The organism is Bacillus sp. LR--39 (assembly GCF_053613335.1).
Genome location: NZ_JBSIOT010000002.1, coordinates 17,511 through 35,033, shown reverse-complemented (window position 1 = coordinate 35,033; position 17,523 = coordinate 17,511). Strand labels below are relative to the sequence as shown.

General features: G+C 45.8%; 19 protein-coding genes. 4 read left to right on the top strand and 15 right to left on the bottom strand.

Going from position 1 to position 17,523, the window contains the following annotated elements; genetic code table 11:
- Window positions 1–317: 317 nt before the first annotated feature.
- Window positions 318–2,387, top strand: coding sequence for a thioredoxin domain-containing protein (locus ACWHAR_RS09875; protein ID WP_032875346.1), 2,070 nt, complete (start codon window positions 318–320; stop codon window positions 2,385–2,387).
- On the opposite strand, the gene ACWHAR_RS09870 is transcribed toward ACWHAR_RS09875, so the two are convergent.
- Window positions 2,384–3,280, bottom strand: a complete 897-nt coding sequence (locus ACWHAR_RS09870; RefSeq protein ID WP_032875344.1) for a CPBP family intramembrane glutamic endopeptidase — start codon at window positions 3,278–3,280, stop codon at window positions 2,384–2,386. The two genes, ACWHAR_RS09875 and ACWHAR_RS09870, sit on opposite strands and share 4 nt — an antisense overlap.
- 214 nt (window positions 3,281–3,494) lie before the next feature.
- On the opposite strand from ACWHAR_RS09870, the gene ACWHAR_RS09865 reads away from it, so the two are divergent.
- The gene (locus tag ACWHAR_RS09865) at window positions 3,495–4,826 is read left to right on the top strand and encodes an MFS transporter (RefSeq protein WP_032875341.1); all 1,332 of its coding nucleotides are present in this window, start codon (window positions 3,495–3,497) and stop codon (window positions 4,824–4,826) included.
- Window positions 4,827–4,857: 31 nt separating this feature from the next.
- Here the strand turns inward: ACWHAR_RS09865 and ACWHAR_RS09860 are convergent, their stop codons facing one another.
- From ACWHAR_RS09860 to ACWHAR_RS09805, 12 genes are all read right to left on the bottom strand, one after another.
- The gene (locus tag ACWHAR_RS09860; RefSeq protein WP_032875338.1) at window positions 4,858–5,238 is read right to left on the bottom strand and encodes a VOC family protein; all 381 of its coding nucleotides are present in this window, start codon (window positions 5,236–5,238) and stop codon (window positions 4,858–4,860) included.
- A 56-nt stretch (window positions 5,239–5,294) separates the two neighbouring features.
- Window positions 5,295–6,233 (bottom strand): LacI family DNA-binding transcriptional regulator, encoded by a 939-nt coding sequence (locus ACWHAR_RS09855; protein ID WP_032875335.1) that lies wholly within the window; start codon window positions 6,231–6,233, stop codon window positions 5,295–5,297.
- A 62-nt stretch (window positions 6,234–6,295) separates the two neighbouring features.
- Entirely contained in the window at window positions 6,296–7,054 is a 759-nt protein-coding gene (gene xth / locus ACWHAR_RS09850) for an exodeoxyribonuclease III (protein ID WP_032875332.1), read from the bottom strand.
- A complete protein-coding gene (locus ACWHAR_RS09845) occupies window positions 7,051–7,608 on the bottom strand; it encodes a methylated-DNA--[protein]-cysteine S-methyltransferase (RefSeq protein ID WP_032875329.1) in 558 nt (185 codons plus the stop codon). The genes xth and ACWHAR_RS09845 overlap by 4 nt, the downstream gene beginning before the upstream one ends.
- On the bottom strand, window positions 7,605–8,186 hold the full coding sequence (locus ACWHAR_RS09840) for a bifunctional transcriptional activator/DNA repair enzyme AdaA (protein ID WP_032875326.1): 582 nt from the start codon (window positions 8,184–8,186) through the stop codon (window positions 7,605–7,607). Before ACWHAR_RS09840 ends, ACWHAR_RS09845 begins: the two co-directional genes overlap by 4 nt.
- Window positions 8,187–8,373: 187 nt before the next feature.
- The gene (gene rpsR, locus ACWHAR_RS09835; RefSeq protein WP_029325793.1) at window positions 8,374–8,613 is read right to left on the bottom strand and encodes a 30S ribosomal protein S18; all 240 of its coding nucleotides are present in this window, start codon (window positions 8,611–8,613) and stop codon (window positions 8,374–8,376) included.
- A gap of 43 nt (window positions 8,614–8,656) precedes the next feature.
- Window positions 8,657–9,175 (bottom strand): single-stranded DNA-binding protein SsbA, encoded by a 519-nt coding sequence (gene ssbA / locus ACWHAR_RS09830; RefSeq protein WP_007615071.1) that lies wholly within the window; start codon window positions 9,173–9,175, stop codon window positions 8,657–8,659.
- A 39-nt stretch (window positions 9,176–9,214) separates the two neighbouring features.
- Entirely contained in the window at window positions 9,215–9,502 is a 288-nt protein-coding gene (gene rpsF, locus ACWHAR_RS09825) for a 30S ribosomal protein S6 (RefSeq protein WP_004392977.1), read from the bottom strand.
- Between the two features lie 111 nt (window positions 9,503–9,613).
- Window positions 9,614–10,714 carry a redox-regulated ATPase YchF gene (gene ychF, locus ACWHAR_RS09820; RefSeq protein WP_004392975.1) on the bottom strand — a complete coding sequence of 367 codons (1,101 nt, stop codon included), beginning with the start codon at window positions 10,712–10,714 and terminating at the stop codon, window positions 9,614–9,616.
- A gap of 126 nt (window positions 10,715–10,840) precedes the next feature.
- Window positions 10,841–12,844 carry a molybdopterin-dependent oxidoreductase gene (locus ACWHAR_RS09815; protein WP_032875323.1) on the bottom strand — a complete coding sequence of 668 codons (2,004 nt, stop codon included), beginning with the start codon at window positions 12,842–12,844 and terminating at the stop codon, window positions 10,841–10,843.
- Window positions 12,845–12,890: 46 nt separating this feature from the next.
- Window positions 12,891–13,097 carry a DUF951 domain-containing protein gene (locus ACWHAR_RS09810; protein ID WP_004392973.1) on the bottom strand — a complete coding sequence of 69 codons (207 nt, stop codon included), beginning with the start codon at window positions 13,095–13,097 and terminating at the stop codon, window positions 12,891–12,893.
- An 85-nt stretch (window positions 13,098–13,182) separates the two neighbouring features.
- Entirely contained in the window at window positions 13,183–14,208 is a 1,026-nt protein-coding gene (locus tag ACWHAR_RS09805; protein ID WP_087920784.1) for a YkvI family membrane protein, read from the bottom strand.
- A gap of 143 nt (window positions 14,209–14,351) precedes the next feature.
- Between ACWHAR_RS09805 and ACWHAR_RS09800 the strand changes: the two genes are divergently transcribed.
- Window positions 14,352–14,855: a GNAT family N-acetyltransferase gene (locus ACWHAR_RS09800; RefSeq protein WP_032875313.1), complete on the top strand. Its 504-nt coding sequence runs from the start codon at window positions 14,352–14,354 to the stop codon at window positions 14,853–14,855.
- 174 nt (window positions 14,856–15,029) lie between these two features.
- Window positions 15,030–15,644, top strand: coding sequence for a spore protease YyaC (yyaC, locus tag ACWHAR_RS09795; RefSeq protein ID WP_032875310.1), 615 nt, complete (start codon window positions 15,030–15,032; stop codon window positions 15,642–15,644).
- 29 nt (window positions 15,645–15,673) lie between these two features.
- Here yyaC and ACWHAR_RS09790 read toward each other — a convergent pair whose 3' ends face one another.
- Window positions 15,674–16,525: a ParB/RepB/Spo0J family partition protein gene (locus tag ACWHAR_RS09790; protein WP_032875307.1), complete on the bottom strand. Its 852-nt coding sequence runs from the start codon at window positions 16,523–16,525 to the stop codon at window positions 15,674–15,676.
- Window positions 16,518–17,279, bottom strand: a complete 762-nt coding sequence (gene soj / locus ACWHAR_RS09785; protein ID WP_007409899.1) for a sporulation initiation inhibitor protein Soj — start codon at window positions 17,277–17,279, stop codon at window positions 16,518–16,520. Before soj ends, ACWHAR_RS09790 begins: the two co-directional genes overlap by 8 nt.
- Between the last annotated feature and the right edge of the window lie 244 nt (window positions 17,280–17,523).

Genomic DNA, 17,523 nt, shown 5'->3' with positions numbered 1-17,523 from the left:
ATTTTTCTGAAACACTGGATAATATGGAGGGATATCGCAATTTAATCCAGTGTTATGCCATTGGCCATTTTGACAAGACTGCACTGTAGCAAAGACGCACGTCCACGTTCCATCAGGATAGACTTGTTGTGTTTGAGGATGAATACAATCCCTATAAAAATAACTATGTTTCATTAAACTCCACCTCAATTTCTATAGTCATAAACATAGTTATTCGTTTATTAATTTTCTGTGCTTATACATGTTAAACATTGAAGTATTTTTTCAAGCAAATATGGTAAGTTAAATAAGTAACTTAAATGAAAGAAGGTGATCCCATGCCCACTAACAATAAACCCAATAGATTAATCGCTGAGAAGTCTCCTTATTTACTTCAACATGCTCATAACCCTGTGAATTGGTTCCCTTGGGGAGATGAAGCATTTGAAAAAGCGAAACGCGAAAACAAGCCGGTTCTTGTCAGCATCGGCTATTCGACGTGTCATTGGTGCCACGTAATGGCCCACGAATCTTTTGAGGACGAAGAGATCGCCGGTATGTTAAACGATAAATTCATAGCCATCAAGGTTGATCGTGAGGAGCGGCCTGATGTGGATTCCGTGTATATGAGAGTCTGCCAGCTGATGACGGGGCAGGGCGGGTGGCCGCTGAACGTGTTCGTCACACCAGATCAGAAGCCGTTTTATGCGGGGACGTATTTTCCGAAGACGAGCAAATTTAACCGTCCGGGTTTTATCGATGTGCTTGAACATCTGTCCGAAACGTTTGCGAATGACCGGCAGCATGTCGAGGATATCGCCGAAAACGCCGCCGCTCATCTTGAAGTCAAGGTTCACCCGGCTGAGGGCATGCTTGGCGAACAGGCGGTTCATGACACGTATCGCCAGCTGGCCGGCGGGTTTGACACAGTGTACGGCGGGTTCGGCCAGGCTCCGAAATTTCCGATGCCGCATATGCTCATGTTTCTGCTTCGCTACTACAGCTATACGGGCAAGGAACAGGCTTTGGCCGGCGTAACCAAGACACTTGACGGCATGGCGAACGGCGGAATTTTTGACCACATCGGGTTCGGATTCGCCCGCTACTCGACTGATAATGAATGGCTCGTGCCGCATTTTGAGAAAATGCTGTATGACAACGCCCTTCTCCTGACCGCCTATACGGAAGCCTACCAAGTCACGGGTAATGAGCGCTACAAACAGATTGCGATGCAGATCGTAACGTTTATTCAGCGGGAAATGATGCATGAAGACGGCAGCTTTTTCTCAGCTTTAGACGCTGATACCGAAGGCCGTGAGGGGAAATATTACATATGGTCTAAAAAAGAAATCATGAACCTTCTCGGTGATGAACTCGGCCTGCTTTACTGCAAGGTGTATAACATCACAGATCAAGGCAATTTTGAAGGCGAAAACATCCCGCACCTCATTTTCACGCGGCGTGAGGCCATCCTCGAAGAGACCGGCCTCACAGGACATGAGCTGGCCGAACGCCTTGAAGAGGCAAGAACAAAATTGCTGGAGGCCCGTGAAAACAGAAGCTACCCGCATACAGATGACAAAGTGCTGACCTCATGGAACGCGCTCATGATTGCCGGGCTGGCAAAAGCCGCAAAGGTATTTCACGAGCCTGACTTTCTCAGCATGGCGGAAACAGCCATCCGCTTTCTCGAACGGCACCTCATGCCGGACGGGCGCGTCATGGTCCGCTATCGCGAGGGCGAAGTGAAAAATAAAGGGTTTATCGATGATTACGCTTTTCTCATCTGGGCTTACCTTGAACTGTATGAAGCGGGTTTTCATCCGTCTTATCTGCAGAAAGCGAAAACGTTATGTACAAGCATGCTGGAGCTGTTCTGGGATGAACGGCACGGAGGTTTCTTCTTTACGGGGAATGATGCTGAGACCCTTCTTGTCAGGGAAAAAGAGGTTTATGACGGGGCCGTGCCTTCCGGAAACAGCGCGGCTGCCGTACAGCTGCTTCGTCTCGGCCGCCTGACGGGTGATATATCACTGATTGAAAAAGCCGAAGCGATGTTTTCCGTGTTCAAACGGGAAATAGAGGCCTATCCGAGCAGCAACGCTTTCTTCATGCAAAGCGTACTGGCACATACAATGCCCCAAAAAGAAATTGTTGTTTTCGGAAGGAAAGATGATCCGGACAGAAAACGTTTCATTGAGGCGCTTCAGGAGCATTTCACTCCCGCCTATACGATTCTCGCCGCAGAACATCCGGATGAGCTTGTTGGCATTTCTGACTTTGCCGCGGGTTATCAAATGATTGATGGGAAGACAACGGTCTACATTTGTGAGAATTTCGCCTGCCGGAGGCCGACGACGGATATTGATGAAGCGATGAACACCTTACAAATCAGCAGCAGAGCCTAGGCGGCCTGCTGCTTTTCTTTTTTCACAAAACGGAACGCGAGCCATACGAAGATGATATTGATCACCAGAGTCGATATGCAATCATATATTTCATAGCCGCCGGCTGCTGTTGTAAATATCGACGGAATGCCGCCGTACACCGAATGATCCTCTGTGAGAAAGATAAATAAAAACATATTATTGGCAGCGTGACCGCCAAGAGACATCTCCAGACTGCCCGTTTTAATCGTGATAAAGGTCCAGATCATGCCGATGGTGACATATCCGATTCCCGCCCAGAGAGCTCCATTTTCCATCTCCGGATTTCCGAAATGAAGCGCGCCGAATAATCCGCCGATAATGACTGTCAGAACCACCGCGTTTGCCGTCAATTTTCCGGCGAACTGAAGCAGAAGACCGCGAAAGAGAAATTCCTCCGCAGAGGTTTGAATCGGCACCAACAAGACGGCCGCCGCTAACAGGAGCAGAAAACGTGAAGCATGGAATTCCTGAAGCGAGAAACGATCCGGATGAATTGTAAAATCAATCAGCCCCGCGATAAACATCAGCACAACATATGTGCCGAATCCAAAGAAAATTCTCTTCCAGTTCAGCGACTGATTCGGTGTGATGATGGATAAAAACCGCCGTTTCATAATGAAACGAACCGCTATCCAAATGCCCGGGATCGCTATGAAATAGACGATATGCTGTAAATAAATATCCGCCAGCGGGTCACTTAATGCCCCCTCATCCCAATTTATCGTCAGTGAAGGATTGAAAGCGGACGTGAGAAACATATAAAACACGGTCAGTATGCTTCCGAAAAAGAACAAACCCACAATGACCAACAGAGAAAGAAGATATCTCCATACGCTATTTCTTCCCTCTGCTGGGCGTACAAACGTATTCATATTTATGCATCAACTTCCTTTCCTTCAACATTTTATAATATAAACAGAAACAGATATAGGAAATGTTATATATTTTAAGAAGAAAGCGCTATGCCGTTTCCTTTGGCTCTGGTTATTTACACTCTGTTTTTGCCAAAAAAAGACCTTTATAATGTATTCGTCAGATAAATTTACAGTATTTTCTGATTACAATTGCTAAGTCAGGGGGTTTTTTATGAAACATCAGACATTCTCAAATGTAGCGAACCGATTAGACCGTCTCCCCATTTCGCGTGTGCACTATCAAGTATTAACCGCTCTCGGAATCATCTATTTTTTCGATCTCGCTGATCTGTTTACGCTCAGCAACGTGGCTCCGGCGCTGATTGAGCATTGGGGCGTGAAGCTGTCCGTCATTGCCGACATCACGGCCGCATCCTTCCTGGGCATGTTTTTAGGCGCCTCCATCGGCGGAAGGCTGTCCGATCGGATCGGCAGGAAAAAAGCGCTGAATTGTTTTGTCCTTGTCTTTTCGATTTCATCTTTTCTGAATGCGCTGGCATGGGACATTCCGTCCTTAATGATTTTCCGCTTCTTGACCGGGCTCGGCGTCGCGGCCGCCATGATTGTGACGAACAGCTATTTGGCGGAATTTTTCCCATCATCCGTACGAGGAAAATACATCTCCTTTTGCGCCATGATCGGACTGATCGGCGTTCCCGTCACAAACGTTGTTTCCGCTTTTGTCATTCCTTTAGGCTCATGGGGGTGGCGGCTCGTATTCGTATGGGGAGCGGCCGGTCTCATTTATTTCTTTTTTATCCGCCGGCTTGAGGAATCGCCGCGCTGGCACGAAAATCGGGGCGCATATGATCAGGCAAACGCCATTATGAACCGTCTTGAAGCACGTGCAGAGAAAGAAAAAGGCCCGCTTCCCGCGCCAAAAGAGGCGGCAGAAGTACATACAGTGAAGCACGCAGGCTACTTAGGGCTGTTTCAGGGCAGGAATTTAAAGATCACCATCATCCTGTCAGCGGTATGGATTCTGGAAACCTTTGGCTTTTACGGCTTTGCTTCATGGGTGCCCAGCCTGCTGAAAAGCAACGGCATCACCATGGAAAAAACGCTGTGGTATAATGTGCTTCACTCTGTCGGCGCGCCGCTTGGCGCATTGCTCGGTTCCATGATATCCGAGACGTTCCAAAGGAAGTGGATTCTGGCCGCAAGCGCTTTTCTGACTGCCATTGCCGGACTGTTATACGGCATGACGTTTATTCCCGTCATGATTATTGTGTTTGGGTTTGTCGTCAACGTCACGGAACGGATCTTCACCTCAAACTTATACGCCTACACATCGGAACCGTATCCTACGGAATATCGCTCGGCCGGGAGCGGGCTGGCGTACGGGCTCGGCCGTTTTTCCAATATATTCGGCTCCCTGCTCGTCGGATTTATTGCCGTTAAGCTCGGCTACATCAGCGTCTTTTTGTTCATCGGCGGCTGCTGGCTTCTATGTTCCGTTCTGTTAATCCTCTTCGGCCCGAAAACAAATGCACAGCAAATTTAATCAATAAAACAGTGCGGGTTCCCCCGCACTGTTACACTGTGATTTCTATCAAATTGCCTTCCCCATCCTCTATCACGCTCTCATAATATCCGTCCCCCGTCACGCGCGGGCCGCTTACAACCTGAAATCCATCGTTTTTAAACGTCTCCGTCAATTCATTCACCCGCTCCTTGCTGCCTGTAGAAAATGCGAGATGCGCCCATCCGGTCATATTCTGTGACGGAACTTCATCAATGCCGCCTTTTTTCATAAGTTCCAGCCTGCATCCGGAGTCAAATGTCAGAAAATACGATTTGAAATCTTTTTTCTCATTATGATAAAGGTCATTGGCCTTGGCGCCGAAGTATTTCTCATAAAATTCTTTCATCCGTTCTAAATCTTTCACCCATATCGCTGCATGTTCAATTCGCATATGTCCGCCTCCCTTTTTTTCTCAATCTATTTATAAAGCATGAAACCCATTTCAGCTCAAGACTTTTTCCGCTGAAATTGATGCATAATTTGTTTTTTAGCCGTTTCTTCGTGAAAAAACAATAAAAATGCTTCCTTTCCGACCCGTTCCAAATGAAGTTCCAGGGATGGAATATTCAATGCCCGGCTGACGCTCAGATTTCCCTCTCCGATGATCTCCGCGTCCCATTTTTGTTCTTTCGCAAACTGGTACAAGCCGGCAGCCACGTCATCACTGTGCGCATAGATGGCCGTCGGCGCCTTGTCGAAACCCCAGAAGTGCTCACCCGCCCGCTTTCCGTCGTCCATATCATGGCATCCGACCAGAATGCGGGTTTCATCAAGAGAGCCGAAAACCGCCTTATAAGCGGTTACCTTGTCGGCCGTACTCGGGCTTTTTTCCGCTCCCCGCACACATGTAAAAGCAACGTCTTGATGTCCGCGGTTTTTCAAATACAAAAAGCTTTCTCTGTATGCTTCCTGCCTGTCATTATAAGCGCAGGGAATCTCTTGATGCTGTGTATATTCACAAGCGACAATGGGGCCGTATTCCAGGTAAGGCACGGCGGTTTCCCATTCATTCGCGTGGGACGTGACAATCAGTCCGTCAACTTTTTTCATTTTCAGCAGTTCGAAATAGGTCATCTCTATAGCGGGGTCATAGTTGGTGGGGAGAAGGGTTGTCACGTAATCATGGGCAAACGCTTCCTTCGTGATACCGTTTACAATTTTGTCAAAGCAGGGATGGTCGCTGTACGGCAAAATCACGCCGATTGTATTGGTCTTTCCGCGAATCAGATCAATGGCGGTTCGATTAGGGGTATAATCCAGCTCCTTCATCACTTGATTCACAAGACGCCTTTTCTCCTCAGATACATACGGGTGTCGGTTTAACACGCGTGATACGGTAGCCACCGACACATTCGCCAGTTTTGCAATCTCTTTTATATTTGCCATGTGCTCCTCCATTTTCGGTGATAAAAAAGCAGCAAGAGTGGATTTCTCTTACTGCTATCTCATCATAAATCCAATGTCATTTCAACAGGGCAATGGTCAGAACCCATGATATCGGCACAAATGGCCGCTTGGTTGATCCGCGGCTTCAGTCTGTCTGAAACAATGACGTAATCAAGCCGCCAGCCAATGTTTTTCTCACGTGCGTTCGTCCTGTAAGACCACCAGGAATAGGCGCCTTCCCGATCAGGATATAAATAGCGGAATGAGTCGGTAAATCCCGCGTTCAGCAGGGCGCTGAACGCTTCCCGCTCCTGCTCTGAGAAGCCGGCGTTCTTCCGGTTGGCTTTCGGCTTTTTTAAGTCTATCTCCCTGTGTGCGACATTCAGATCGCCGCATAAGATCACGGGCTTCTTCCGGTCAAGCTTCTGCAGATAATCCTTAAAATCGGCTTCCCATTGAAGACGGTAATCAATTCGCTCTAATCCGCGTTTGGCATTCGGCGTGTAACAGTTGACGACAAACACGTTCTCAAATTCAAGCGTGATCACCCGTCCTTCTTGATCATGATCGTCAATCCCCAGTCCATAGAACACGTGCAGCGGCTTTTCTTTCGAAAAAACAGCCGTGCCTGAGTAGCCTTTTTTCACCGCATAGTTCCAATAGGCGTGATATCCTTCAGGCTGTAATGATACTTGTCCGTCCTGTACTTTTGTTTCTTGCAGACATAGAATATCGGCTTCCGTTTCCTGAACGTAAGTATTGATATCTATTTTTTTCATCACGGCACGCAAGCCGTTTACATTCCAAGAAATCAGTTTCATGTGATCCCTCCTGTCCGGCTCAGCCGGTATTCCAGTGTTTCAATGTTTCCGCCCTCTAACGCCAGCAGCTGCTTTTTCATTTCTAAACCGCCTCTGAATCCGGTCAGTTTCCCGTTTTTTCCGATGACGCGATGGCACGGAACCGTAATCAATACCGGATTTTTTCCAATCGCTGCGCCCACGGCTCTTATAGCTGCCGGTTTCTGAATCATTTCTGCTATATTCGAATAGGAGTATGTCTCGCCGTACGGTATGTCCATAAGCGCTTTCCATACAGCAAGCTGAAATTCTGTCCCGTAAAGATCCACCGGCACTGAAAAAACTGATCTGCCATGTTCAATGTACTCGGACAGCTCTGCCGTATAAGGCGCCAGCTTTTCATCATCACGTGCCAATCGGTATTGCGGCAGTGATTTTTTTGCCCACTGCTCAAACTCTTCAAAGCTTCCATAATTTGAGCCTATAAAGCAAAGCCCCTTAGATGTGGCGGCTGTATAAAGGCTCCAATCATTCCGTGTGAAGAGTGTCCAATAGATCATAGGCTCTTTACTCATATTGAACCTCCCTGTCCCATTTTGGCGGTTTTTCGGTATTCTGTGGGCGAACTCCCGGTTCTCTTTTTAAAAAGAGTCGCGAAATGCGCTGTGTTTGGAATTCCGACAGTCAGAGCGATCTCCATGACTGTCATATCAGTATGCTTTAAAAGGTGTTCCGCCTTCGACAATCTTATTTTCTGTATATACTCAATCGGGGATATTCCCCTGATTTTTTTAAATGTCCGCTGTAAATGATAGGGGCTGCCGTGACACATTTCGGCCAGTACACTCAGAGTCAGGGATTCGTGATAATGGCGTTCAATGTATTCAATGATTTGAGCAATCCATTCTTCATCAGGAAGACGAAGACCGTTCGGCCGGCACCTTTTACAGGGACGAAAATGTTTATCGAGCGCTGCATCAGCCGTATCAAACACCAGTACGTTTTCTTTATTCGGAACTCTCGATTTACAAGAAGGCCGGCAGAAAATCCCCGTCGTTTTTACTGCATAATAAAATACTCCGTCATAAGAAGCATCATTGCGTATGATTGCGCTCCACTTTTCATCAGTCAGGATATTTCTGTCTGTCTCCATCTCAGCCACCCCCTGTTTTTCAGTATAAACAAATTCATTGCCTAAGTACGCGTTTTTGAATAGAGGAGCAAGATAACAAAGGTGTAAGAAGCACTTCCATGTTTCATGTGAAACATTCGGCAGGATGGAGGGGGACTGATATAAAAAAAGAGCAGGAGCCCGCGGGCTCTTGCTCTTTTCTTTCGGCTTACTCGCCAGTTACGTATGGAAGTAAAGCCATTTGACGTGCGCGTTTAATCGCGATAGTCAATTTACGTTGGTATTTCGCGTGTGTTCCAGTTACACGGCGAGGTAAGATTTTACCACGCTCAGAAACAAACTTTCTAAGAAGATCTACATCTTTGTAATCGATGTGCGTAATGCCGTTAGAAGTGAAGTAACAAACCTTACGGCGTTTCGCACGACCGCCTCTGCGTCCTCCTGCCATTGTCATTTCCCACCTTTCTCGTTATGAATATAGCGATAATCTATTAGAACGGAAGATCATCATCCGAGATGTCAATCGGCTTGCCGTCGTTGGCAAATGGATCATCATTAAAGCTGTTCCCTTGATTTCGTCTCTGGTTGTTCTGATTTCCGCCGAACGGATTATCATTTTGGCCTCCGCCAAAGTATTGGCCTCCGCCGCTGTTTCCTTCGTTGTATCCGCCTGATCCAGAACCGCCGTTGTTTTTAGGCTCAAGAAATTGAACACTTTCAGCTTGGACTTCTGTCACGAAGACACGCTGTCCTTGCTGGTTTTCATAATTTCTTGTCTGGAGTCGGCCGTCTACGCCGGCAAGGCTTCCTTTTTTAAGAAAGTTTGCAACGTTTTCGGCTTGTCTTCTCCAAGTGACACAATTAATGAAATCGGCTTCACGTTCTCCGGACTGGTTCGTGAATGTACGATTCACAGCAAGAGTAAACGTGGCGACAGCCGCACCGCTTGGCGTATAACGAAGCTCTGGGTCTTTTGTCAGTCTTCCGACTAATACAACTCGGTTAAGCATATGAAAGACCACCTTTTAACATTATATATTTCAAATTGCTTATTCTTCTTCTTTAACAACGATGTGGCGAATGATATCGTCACTGATCTTAGCTAAACGGTCGAATTCAGCAACCGCTGCAGCTTCAGACTGAACGTTTAAGATTTGGTAGAAACCGTCACGGAAATCGTTGATTTCGTAAGCAAGACGACGTTTACCCCAATCTTTTGTTCCAGTGATCTCCGCTCCGTTAGAAGTTAATACGTTGTTGAAACGCTCGATAACTGCCTTCTTTGACTCTTCGTCAATGTTCGGACGGATAATGTACATAACTTCGTACTTTTTCATCTGTTTGCACCTCCTTTTGGTCTAAGCGGCCCTATAATGGGCAAGGAGCAATAATTCTATTACTCACAAGTTTATATTATACCAAAGCTCTTGTCCCTTTACAACTGTGTCCTATACATTAAATCGGAAATGAATGACATCTCCGTCTTGGACTACATATTCCTTACCTTCCAGACGCACTTTTCCGGCTTCTTTCGCTCCGGACATTCCGCCGCCTGCCAAAAGGTCTTCATAAGCAACCGTTTCAGCGCGGATAAAGCCGCGTTCAAAGTCAGTGTGGATGATACCCGCACACTCAGGAGCTTTCATGCCTTTTCTGAATGTCCATGCGCGCACTTCCTGTTCGCCCGCCGTAAAGTATGTCGCAAGGCCGAGAAGAGAGTATGACGCTTTAATCAGCTGATCAAGACCTGATTCTTCGATGCCGAGCTCCTCAAGGAACATTTGCTTTTCTTCGCCTTCCAATTCAGCAATTTCAGACTCAATTTTCGCGCAGACGACGATAACTTCGGCGTTTTCACCCGCGGCGTACTCCCGGATTTTCGCAACATATTCATTATCTGAAGGATCAGCCACTTCATCCTCGCTTACATTTGCCACATAAAGCACGGGTTTTGACGTAAGCAAATGAAGCTGCTTCACAAGCTTTTGCTGTTCTTCCGTAAATTCAACGGAACGGGCAGGCTTTTCTTGTTCGAAAGCTTCTTTTAATTTAGACAGAATGTCAAATTCAAAAACCGCTTCTTTGTCTTTTTGCTTAGCAAGCTTGCTTACACGCGTGATGCGTTTTTCGACTGTCTCCATGTCGGCAAGAATCAATTCAAGATTGATCGTTTCAATATCGTCAATCGGATCGACTTTCCCTGACACGTGCGTAATATTGTCATCAGCGAACGCGCGTACAACGTGACAGATCGCATCAACCTGACGGATATGAGAAAGAAACTTATTTCCGAGTCCTTCACCTTTAGATGCGCCTTTTACGATCCCCGCGATATCAGTGAATTCAAACGCAGTCGGCACCGTTTTTTTCGGGTTCACCAATTCAGTCAGCTTTTGCAGACGTTCATCCGGCACTTCCACGATTCCCACGTTCGGATCAATTGTACAGAACGGGTAGTTGGCTGATTCGGCACCAGCCTGGGTAATTGCATTAAATAACGTCGATTTTCCGACATTCGGCAAACCGACAATTCCAGCAGTTAAAGCCATTCTTTCATCTCCTCTATATCAAACCATCATCATATAAACGTATTGTAAACCTAGAGCAATTATAAGGAGGTTCATAGGAAAAGACAAGCTGAGAAAAAAGCATTTCCCGCCCTCTCTCTCCTTAGATTATCCTTTTTTAACCGCTACCAGACAGTCAAAAAGCGTACTTCCCATTCCATTATCGGAATTTGAATCCTTTGTGAGCATGTTGACGGAGCCTCCGAATGCCGCCCACATGCCTTCATCTATATTTACTGTCTTCGGGTGAGCCTGCTTCATGATTTTCACCCTGCCGCGCAGACGGCCGCGGTCATTGTATACCTCTGCCGTATCTCCGTCTTGAAGTGAAAGCTCCTCGGCGATATCCGGCGACAGATCCACCTGAATCTGCTGAAGCTTTTCAATAAACGGCACGTGCTGTGAATGATTGGAGCGCTGCGGGTGAATGGACAGCAGCGTATACGGATATTTCCCGGCCAGTCCGGCGTCATGATAAACAGACTCCTCCGGCACTTCCAATTGAGGGAGGCCGCTGTATCCTTTCTCTTCTGCCAGTGACGAGACGAATTCAAATTTTCCGCTCGGGGTTAAAAATTGAAAATCACTCCACGGAACCTGTTTGACCGGAAGCGGCATATGTCCTTTTTCCTTTAATTGCTCAAGGGTGATTCCTTCTTTCTCCAAAGAAGAGAGCCCCATTTTTAAGAAATCTTCCGTACTGTAATCAAAGAGTTCCCCGAATCCGAGACGCTTTGCGAGTTCCGTCCAGATCCAGCGGTCTGATTTTGCCTCTCCCTGCGGTTCCGCAAGCTTCTTGCCATATTGAACATAGTGATGATACATGCTGGAATAATAAATATCTTCCTCTTCGAAAACAACGGCCGTCGGCAGCACATAGTCACAGAGCTTCGCCGTATCGGTCATGACTGAATCAATGGCCACTGTGACCGGTGTTTTTTCAAACGCTTCCTTCACTTTTTTTGTATTCGGCACCTGTGTCAGCGGATTGCCGCACGTCACGATGATCATCTCAATCGGCGGATCGGCTGCATTCAGCGCCTCTTCGGCTTGAGTCATCATCGAAAACGTTCTCGAACTTTTCTTCAAATCGGGACGGGTGAGCTCGGCCTTTGCAAAGCTTTCACCGACTTGCACATTTCCGAAGTTTGCGCCGCCGCCTTTGATACCGACATTTCCGCTCGCCGCAGCTAAAGCGTCAATCCACCGTATCGTCCCGCCCCCGTTTTTATATCTCTGCATCCCAAGACCCATAAAAGTGGAGGCGGGACCGTCAGCATATAAATCAGCAAGATATTCTAGCACTTCTAAAGACGTTTCTGTTTTCTCAATGATCTCCTCAAAAGAAATCGTCTGCAGAAGCTTTTCTATTTCTTCAAAACCGACCGAATGCCTTTGAATGAAATCAGAATCGGTTCTGCCGGTTTGGCATAATATTTTTAAAACACCCGCCGCAAGCCAGCCATCCATGCCGGGTTTGACGGATATATACCGATCGGCAAGCTTTGCAGTCGGGTTAAAAATAGGATCAATGACCGTCAGTGTCGCTCCTTTTTTCTTCACCTGCTGCAGATGATGATAGAGGTGCATATTCGTCCGGGACACGTTTCTGCCCCATACGATCACATGCTTGCTGTGATAAATATCAAGCGGTCCATGCCCGTAAGAACGCCCGAAATCCCAGCGCTGCGCTTCAATGCCGGAACCCCAGCAAATGCTGCCTGCAATCTCCGTCACACCGCCGTATCCATTGAAAAAACGCTGGTCGAGCGCCTTCAAAAGACCGTTATTGGCGTAATCATGACTGTGCAGCACTGCGGCAGTGCCCAACGTCTCCTTAATCACCGCCATTTTTTCCGCGATTTCATCTAACGCCTGCTCCCAGGAAACGCGGACAAATTCGCCGTCTTTCTTTTTTAAAGGAAAACGAAGCCGTTCCGGCGCATTCGTTTTCGTCTCCAGCATTCTGCCACGGCCGCAAATTTTCCCTTCTGTAATGGGATGATTCGGGTCTCCGTCTACTTTCGTCACCTTTCCATCCTCAACTGTCACCAAAAAGCCGCAGCTGTCCCAGCAATTCAGCGGGCACGCTGACTGATGCACTTTGCTCATCGGGCCTCTTCCTCTCCTCTATATGAAAAAGCATGAGCGCCAGCCCTTATGATGTAGGCTCCTCATGCTTGACGAGTACTTTTTTCAGCTTTCTCTCAAAATCTCTTCTCGGAATCATAACACTGTGGGAACAACCCGTGCATTTGATCCGAATATCCATTCCCATCCGAATGATTTTCCACCTGTTTTCACCGCAAGGATGCGGTTTCTTCATTTCAACAATATCATTCAGGCCAAAGTCTTTATCCGCCAAGACCCTTCACCTCTCTCCATAGACTGCTTTATTTATTGTACAAAAAAAGACAGGATAAGAGCAACGGCCGCACTCAAAATGAGCATTATACTTTTTTCCATCTCCCTAAAATAGGGTAAAGAAGAAGACATACCAGCAAATAAAGACTTAAAAGCCCGTAAATGGGATATAAAATGGCGATCAAATCTGAAAAACCGATTGTCGTAAAAGGCACCATCACAGCTAAAAGAAGAGATACGAGCGTCCATCTCGGCAATTTCACAAATGCAAGCATGCGGCTGGACAGCCCGAACAGACCGGTCACGGTTGTCGTATAGATGGCTAAAAAAAGCACGGCTGCCATACAAAGAAATAACGGATAAGGAGCGCCTTCAAGGACGGCGAAAAGAGGAATCTCATATTGTGTAAGACTGCCCGCAAGCTGTACAAGCGTTTCATTGTAAACAAATGAAATCATACCGAAAATCAGTCCGCTTGCAACGCTTGCGATTTTCGCTTCTCCCAGTCCCTTCATATCTTTCCCGATTGAAGAAAGAACAGCGACAACAGAAAGGATGTTTAAGGACGTGAAGGTAATGCTTGCCGGCCAATTATACTGGCGGGTCAAATCTATCGTCCACGTGTAATGATGGGTTGTCTGAAAAAAGACCAATGCATATAACAGCCCCGCTACAAGAATCGGTATCAAAATACTATTCAAAGATAATATTCCTTTTATATCCCAAAAGAATAAACCGACGGTCACAATGCAAAGAAGAAAAATACCGATCCAAAACGGCAGCTTGTACATTTGCAGCGTCACACCGCCGCCGGCAATCATAACCATCGTCATTGAAAACAAATAAAACATAATAAGCACATCATAGACTTTAGCAAGAGCCGGCCCCATCAAATGCTCAAGCACAGGTAAAAAGTGCGTTGATTGAACCCGATAGCTGATCTTCAACACAATATAAGCCGAAATCGTAAACATGACTGTAAACAATACAATAGCCAGTCCGCTTTCGACACCGAAAAACTGCCATATTTCCTGCCCGCTTGCATATCCAGCCCCAATCTGGCTGCTTAATATGAGCAGCATCCACTTCATCCCGGCTCTCCACACCCTCATCACCTCATAAAATTTCTGATCATCTCCGCATATTGCTACTATATTGAGTGACAGCGGCAAACATTCATACAAATGGGACAAATATGGTATGATAACGACGATTAACTATTCAGAAAATTTTATTTATATAAGGAGCTCAAATCATGTACATCAGGCGTTTAACCGCAAGTGATACCCAGCCTTACTCCGATATCAGGCTCAAAGCTTTAAAAGATCACCCCGACGCATTCGCCGTCAGCTATGAGGAGGAGAAAGAATGGCCGTCCGAAAAATTCAAAGCCAGGCTTGAAGCCGGCAATGCTATCGTGCTTGGCGCCTTTGAAAAAGACAGACTGATAGGAATCCTCAAGATCTCCAAGCATCCGCTGTTTAAACTAAGACACATTGCGGTTATCGGTTCTATGTATATTTCTCCCAAACACCGAGGGTCAGGCGCGGGAAAAGCTTTATTGACAGAAGCCATCGGCCAGGCAAAAAAGATGAAAGACACAGAACAGCTCCATCTCTCTGTTACTTCAACAAATGAACCCGCAAAAAAACTCTACGCTCAGTTAGGATTTATCCTCTTCTCTACAGAAAAAAGAGCGCTGAAATTAGATCATCAGCAATATGTCGACATAGATCAAATGGTCTTATTTCTTTCATGAACTTAGAGAATAACTGCTCTGAGTTCTTTTTTCTATCCCGCTCTTTTCAAACAACCGGCATGCTCATCATGACATAAGCATAAAAAAAGGCAGCGCTGGATATACTGTAAACAACCATACAACACCAAAAACAACAATGTATTACTCGTATGACATGACAAGGAAGTGAACCTTATGAATCGAAAAGGCGGGCTTTTTTCTCAAGAACGGGCAAAACAATATGTTTCTCATACGGATTCTTCTGCTGCGAATCAAATACAAGCGATCCTTACTTCATCTTTACGTAAAGCAGCCGGCAGACCGTTAGTCACCGTGTGTATCGGTACAGATCGGTCGACCGGAGATTCATTAGGTCCGCTCGTAGGAACAAAGTTAGAAAAAATGAATTTAGGCAGATTGCACGTTTACGGCACGCTGTCAGATCCTGTTCACGCCGTCAATATGAAAGACAAGCTGAAAGATATTCAACATCTACATAAAAATCCGTTTATTATAGCGGTTGATGCTTGTTTAGGCCGCGTCAAAAGCGTAGGGTCATTTCAAATCGGCGATGGGCCGCTGAAGCCCGGAGCAGGTGTTCAAAAAGACCTTCCTGAAATCGGTGACGTCCATATCAACGGAATCGTCAATGTCAGCGGGTTTATGGAGTATTTTGTCCTGCAGAATACGAGGCTTCATCTTGTTATGAGCATGGCAAATGTTTTAGCAGAGGGGTTACAGCTGACAGATAAATCAGAAGGCCTGCAGGAACGGCTCAGTCCGTTTCATAAGCTGACAAGACGTATATAAAAAACCATCTTTTTATAAAAAGATGGTTTTTACGCTTCTCTTTCAGACAATAGTTCCAGGATACGTTCAAGATCTTCATTTGAGAAAAACTCAATCTCAATCTTCCCTTTTTTCTTTTGTCTCTTAATATTTACTGTTGTTCCGAAGTAATTTTGCAAATACGATTCCCGCTCTTTTAACACAACATCTTGAACAGGTTCTTTTTTCTTTGTTTCACGTGGAACATTGCTGTTTAACTGCTGAATCAGCTGCTCAAGCTGACGGACGTTCAGCTGTTCTTCAACCACTTTCTTCACAAGCGGTTCAAGCTTGTTTTTATTTTTCAAACCAAGCAAGGTTCTGCCGTGTCCCATGGATAACGTACCTTCTGCAATGAGGTTCTGGATGCTTTCCGGCAGCGTCAGCAGTCTTAAATGGTTGGCAATATGAGGCCTGCTTTTCCCAAGCCGTTTAGCGAGCTGTTCCTGGGTTAAATCCAAATGTTTCAGCAGTGAGTCATATGCCAGAGCTTCTTCAAGCGGTGATAAGTCTTCACGCTGAAGGTTTTCCAAAAGAGCGATTTCCCGCATCAGCGATTCAGATAAATCCCGCACGATAGCCGGCACTGTCTCTTTACCGGCAAGTTTTGCGGCGCGGTAACGGCGTTCGCCGGCTACAATATCATAGCCCTTTAATGATTTTCTCACGATAATGGGCTGAAGAATGCCATGCTGAATGATGGATTCCTTCAGTTCAGCTAATGACTCATCGTCAAATTGTTTTCTTGGCTGATAAGGATTGGGACGTAAATCACTGATTTTAATCTCTTCCACTGTCTCTTCAGACAAATCAACCTGATTAAACAACGCGTTAATCCCTTTTCCGAGCCCGCCTTTAGCCATTCGCTGCCACTTCCTTTGCTAAATCTAAATATACTTCCGCACCTCTCGAACGCGGATCGTATAATATGATCGGCTTGCCGTGACTCGGCGCCTCACTTAAACGGACATTGCGAGGGATAATGGTTTGATACACTTTATCTCTAAAGTATTTCTTTACCTCCTCTATCACTTGAATGCCGAGGTTCGTTCTGGCATCAAGCATCGTCAGAAGCACTCCTTCTATCATTAAGTCGGTATTTAAATGTTTTTGCACAAGCCGAACTGTATTTAATAATTGACTCAATCCTTCAAGAGCGTAGTATTCGCACTGAACCGGGATAACGACTGAATCTGAAGCGGTAAGCGCATTAATCGTTAATAACCCGAGAGACGGAGGACAATCAATAATCATGTAATCGTAATTTTGTTTCACAGATTCTAATGCTCTTTTCAGCCTGACCTCCCGTGAGATCGTCGGAACCAATTCGATTTCCGCTCCCGCAAGCTGGATCGTGGCCGGAATGACATCTAAGTTCTCTACTGAAGTCGGTTTAATAATATCTGTAACATCTGCATCATCTACTAAAATGTCGTACACACAATGATCCACATCGGCTTTTTCAATCCCTAATCCGCTCGTTGCATTGCCCTGCGGATCAATATCAACAAGAAGAACCCTTTTACCTATGTAAGCCAAGCAAGCCCCCAGATTAACAGAAGTCGTCGTCTTTCCGACTCCGCCTTTTTGGTTCGTAATTGCTATGATTTTTCCCACGATGTCACCTACCTTCACATGAACATGTACTGTCTTGTTTCTATCTTATCAAAAAAAGAGTAAAGCGTTTTATTTTTTTCATAATTTGTTTATCAGCAAGTGAAAAAAATGTAAACGAAAAAGACACTTTCTAATATAAGTTCTCCGATAAAGTGACTTTTTTGACTGTAAAAAGACAATTCACGACATAAAAAGATAAATTTTTACATATATAATGTATAGTGCACAATAAATCTATCATTAT

Excerpts from the sequence above, each read along its gene's own strand:
- ACWHAR_RS09875 (WP_032875346.1), top strand. The coding sequence starts at position 318 with ATGCCCACTAACAATAAACCCAATAGATTAATCGCTGAGAAGTCTCCT.
- ACWHAR_RS09870 (WP_032875344.1), bottom strand. The coding sequence starts at position 3,280 with ATGAATACGTTTGTACGCCCAGCAGAGGGAAGAAATAGCGTATGGAGA.
- ACWHAR_RS09865 (WP_032875341.1), top strand. The coding sequence starts at position 3,495 with ATGAAACATCAGACATTCTCAAATGTAGCGAACCGATTAGACCGTCTC.
- ACWHAR_RS09860 (WP_032875338.1), bottom strand. The coding sequence starts at position 5,238 with ATGCGAATTGAACATGCAGCGATATGGGTGAAAGATTTAGAACGGATG.
- ACWHAR_RS09855 (WP_032875335.1), bottom strand. The coding sequence starts at position 6,233 with ATGGCAAATATAAAAGAGATTGCAAAACTGGCGAATGTGTCGGTGGCT.
- xth (WP_032875332.1), bottom strand. The coding sequence starts at position 7,054 with ATGAAACTGATTTCTTGGAATGTAAACGGCTTGCGTGCCGTGATGAAA.
- ACWHAR_RS09845 (WP_032875329.1), bottom strand. The coding sequence starts at position 7,608 with ATGAGTAAAGAGCCTATGATCTATTGGACACTCTTCACACGGAATGAT.
- ACWHAR_RS09840 (WP_032875326.1), bottom strand. The coding sequence starts at position 8,186 with ATGGAGACAGACAGAAATATCCTGACTGATGAAAAGTGGAGCGCAATC.
- rpsR (WP_029325793.1), bottom strand. The coding sequence starts at position 8,613 with ATGGCAGGAGGACGCAGAGGCGGTCGTGCGAAACGCCGTAAGGTTTGT.
- ssbA (WP_007615071.1), bottom strand. The coding sequence starts at position 9,175 with ATGCTTAACCGAGTTGTATTAGTCGGAAGACTGACAAAAGACCCAGAG.
- rpsF (WP_004392977.1), bottom strand. The coding sequence starts at position 9,502 with ATGAAAAAGTACGAAGTTATGTACATTATCCGTCCGAACATTGACGAA.
- ychF (WP_004392975.1), bottom strand. The coding sequence starts at position 10,714 with ATGGCTTTAACTGCTGGAATTGTCGGTTTGCCGAATGTCGGAAAATCG.
- ACWHAR_RS09815 (WP_032875323.1), bottom strand. The coding sequence starts at position 12,844 with ATGAGCAAAGTGCATCAGTCAGCGTGCCCGCTGAATTGCTGGGACAGC.
- ACWHAR_RS09805 (WP_087920784.1), bottom strand. The coding sequence starts at position 14,208 with ATGAGGGTGTGGAGAGCCGGGATGAAGTGGATGCTGCTCATATTAAGC.
- ACWHAR_RS09800 (WP_032875313.1), top strand. The coding sequence starts at position 14,352 with ATGTACATCAGGCGTTTAACCGCAAGTGATACCCAGCCTTACTCCGAT.
- yyaC (WP_032875310.1), top strand. The coding sequence starts at position 15,030 with ATGAATCGAAAAGGCGGGCTTTTTTCTCAAGAACGGGCAAAACAATAT.
- ACWHAR_RS09790 (WP_032875307.1), bottom strand. The coding sequence starts at position 16,525 with ATGGCTAAAGGCGGGCTCGGAAAAGGGATTAACGCGTTGTTTAATCAG.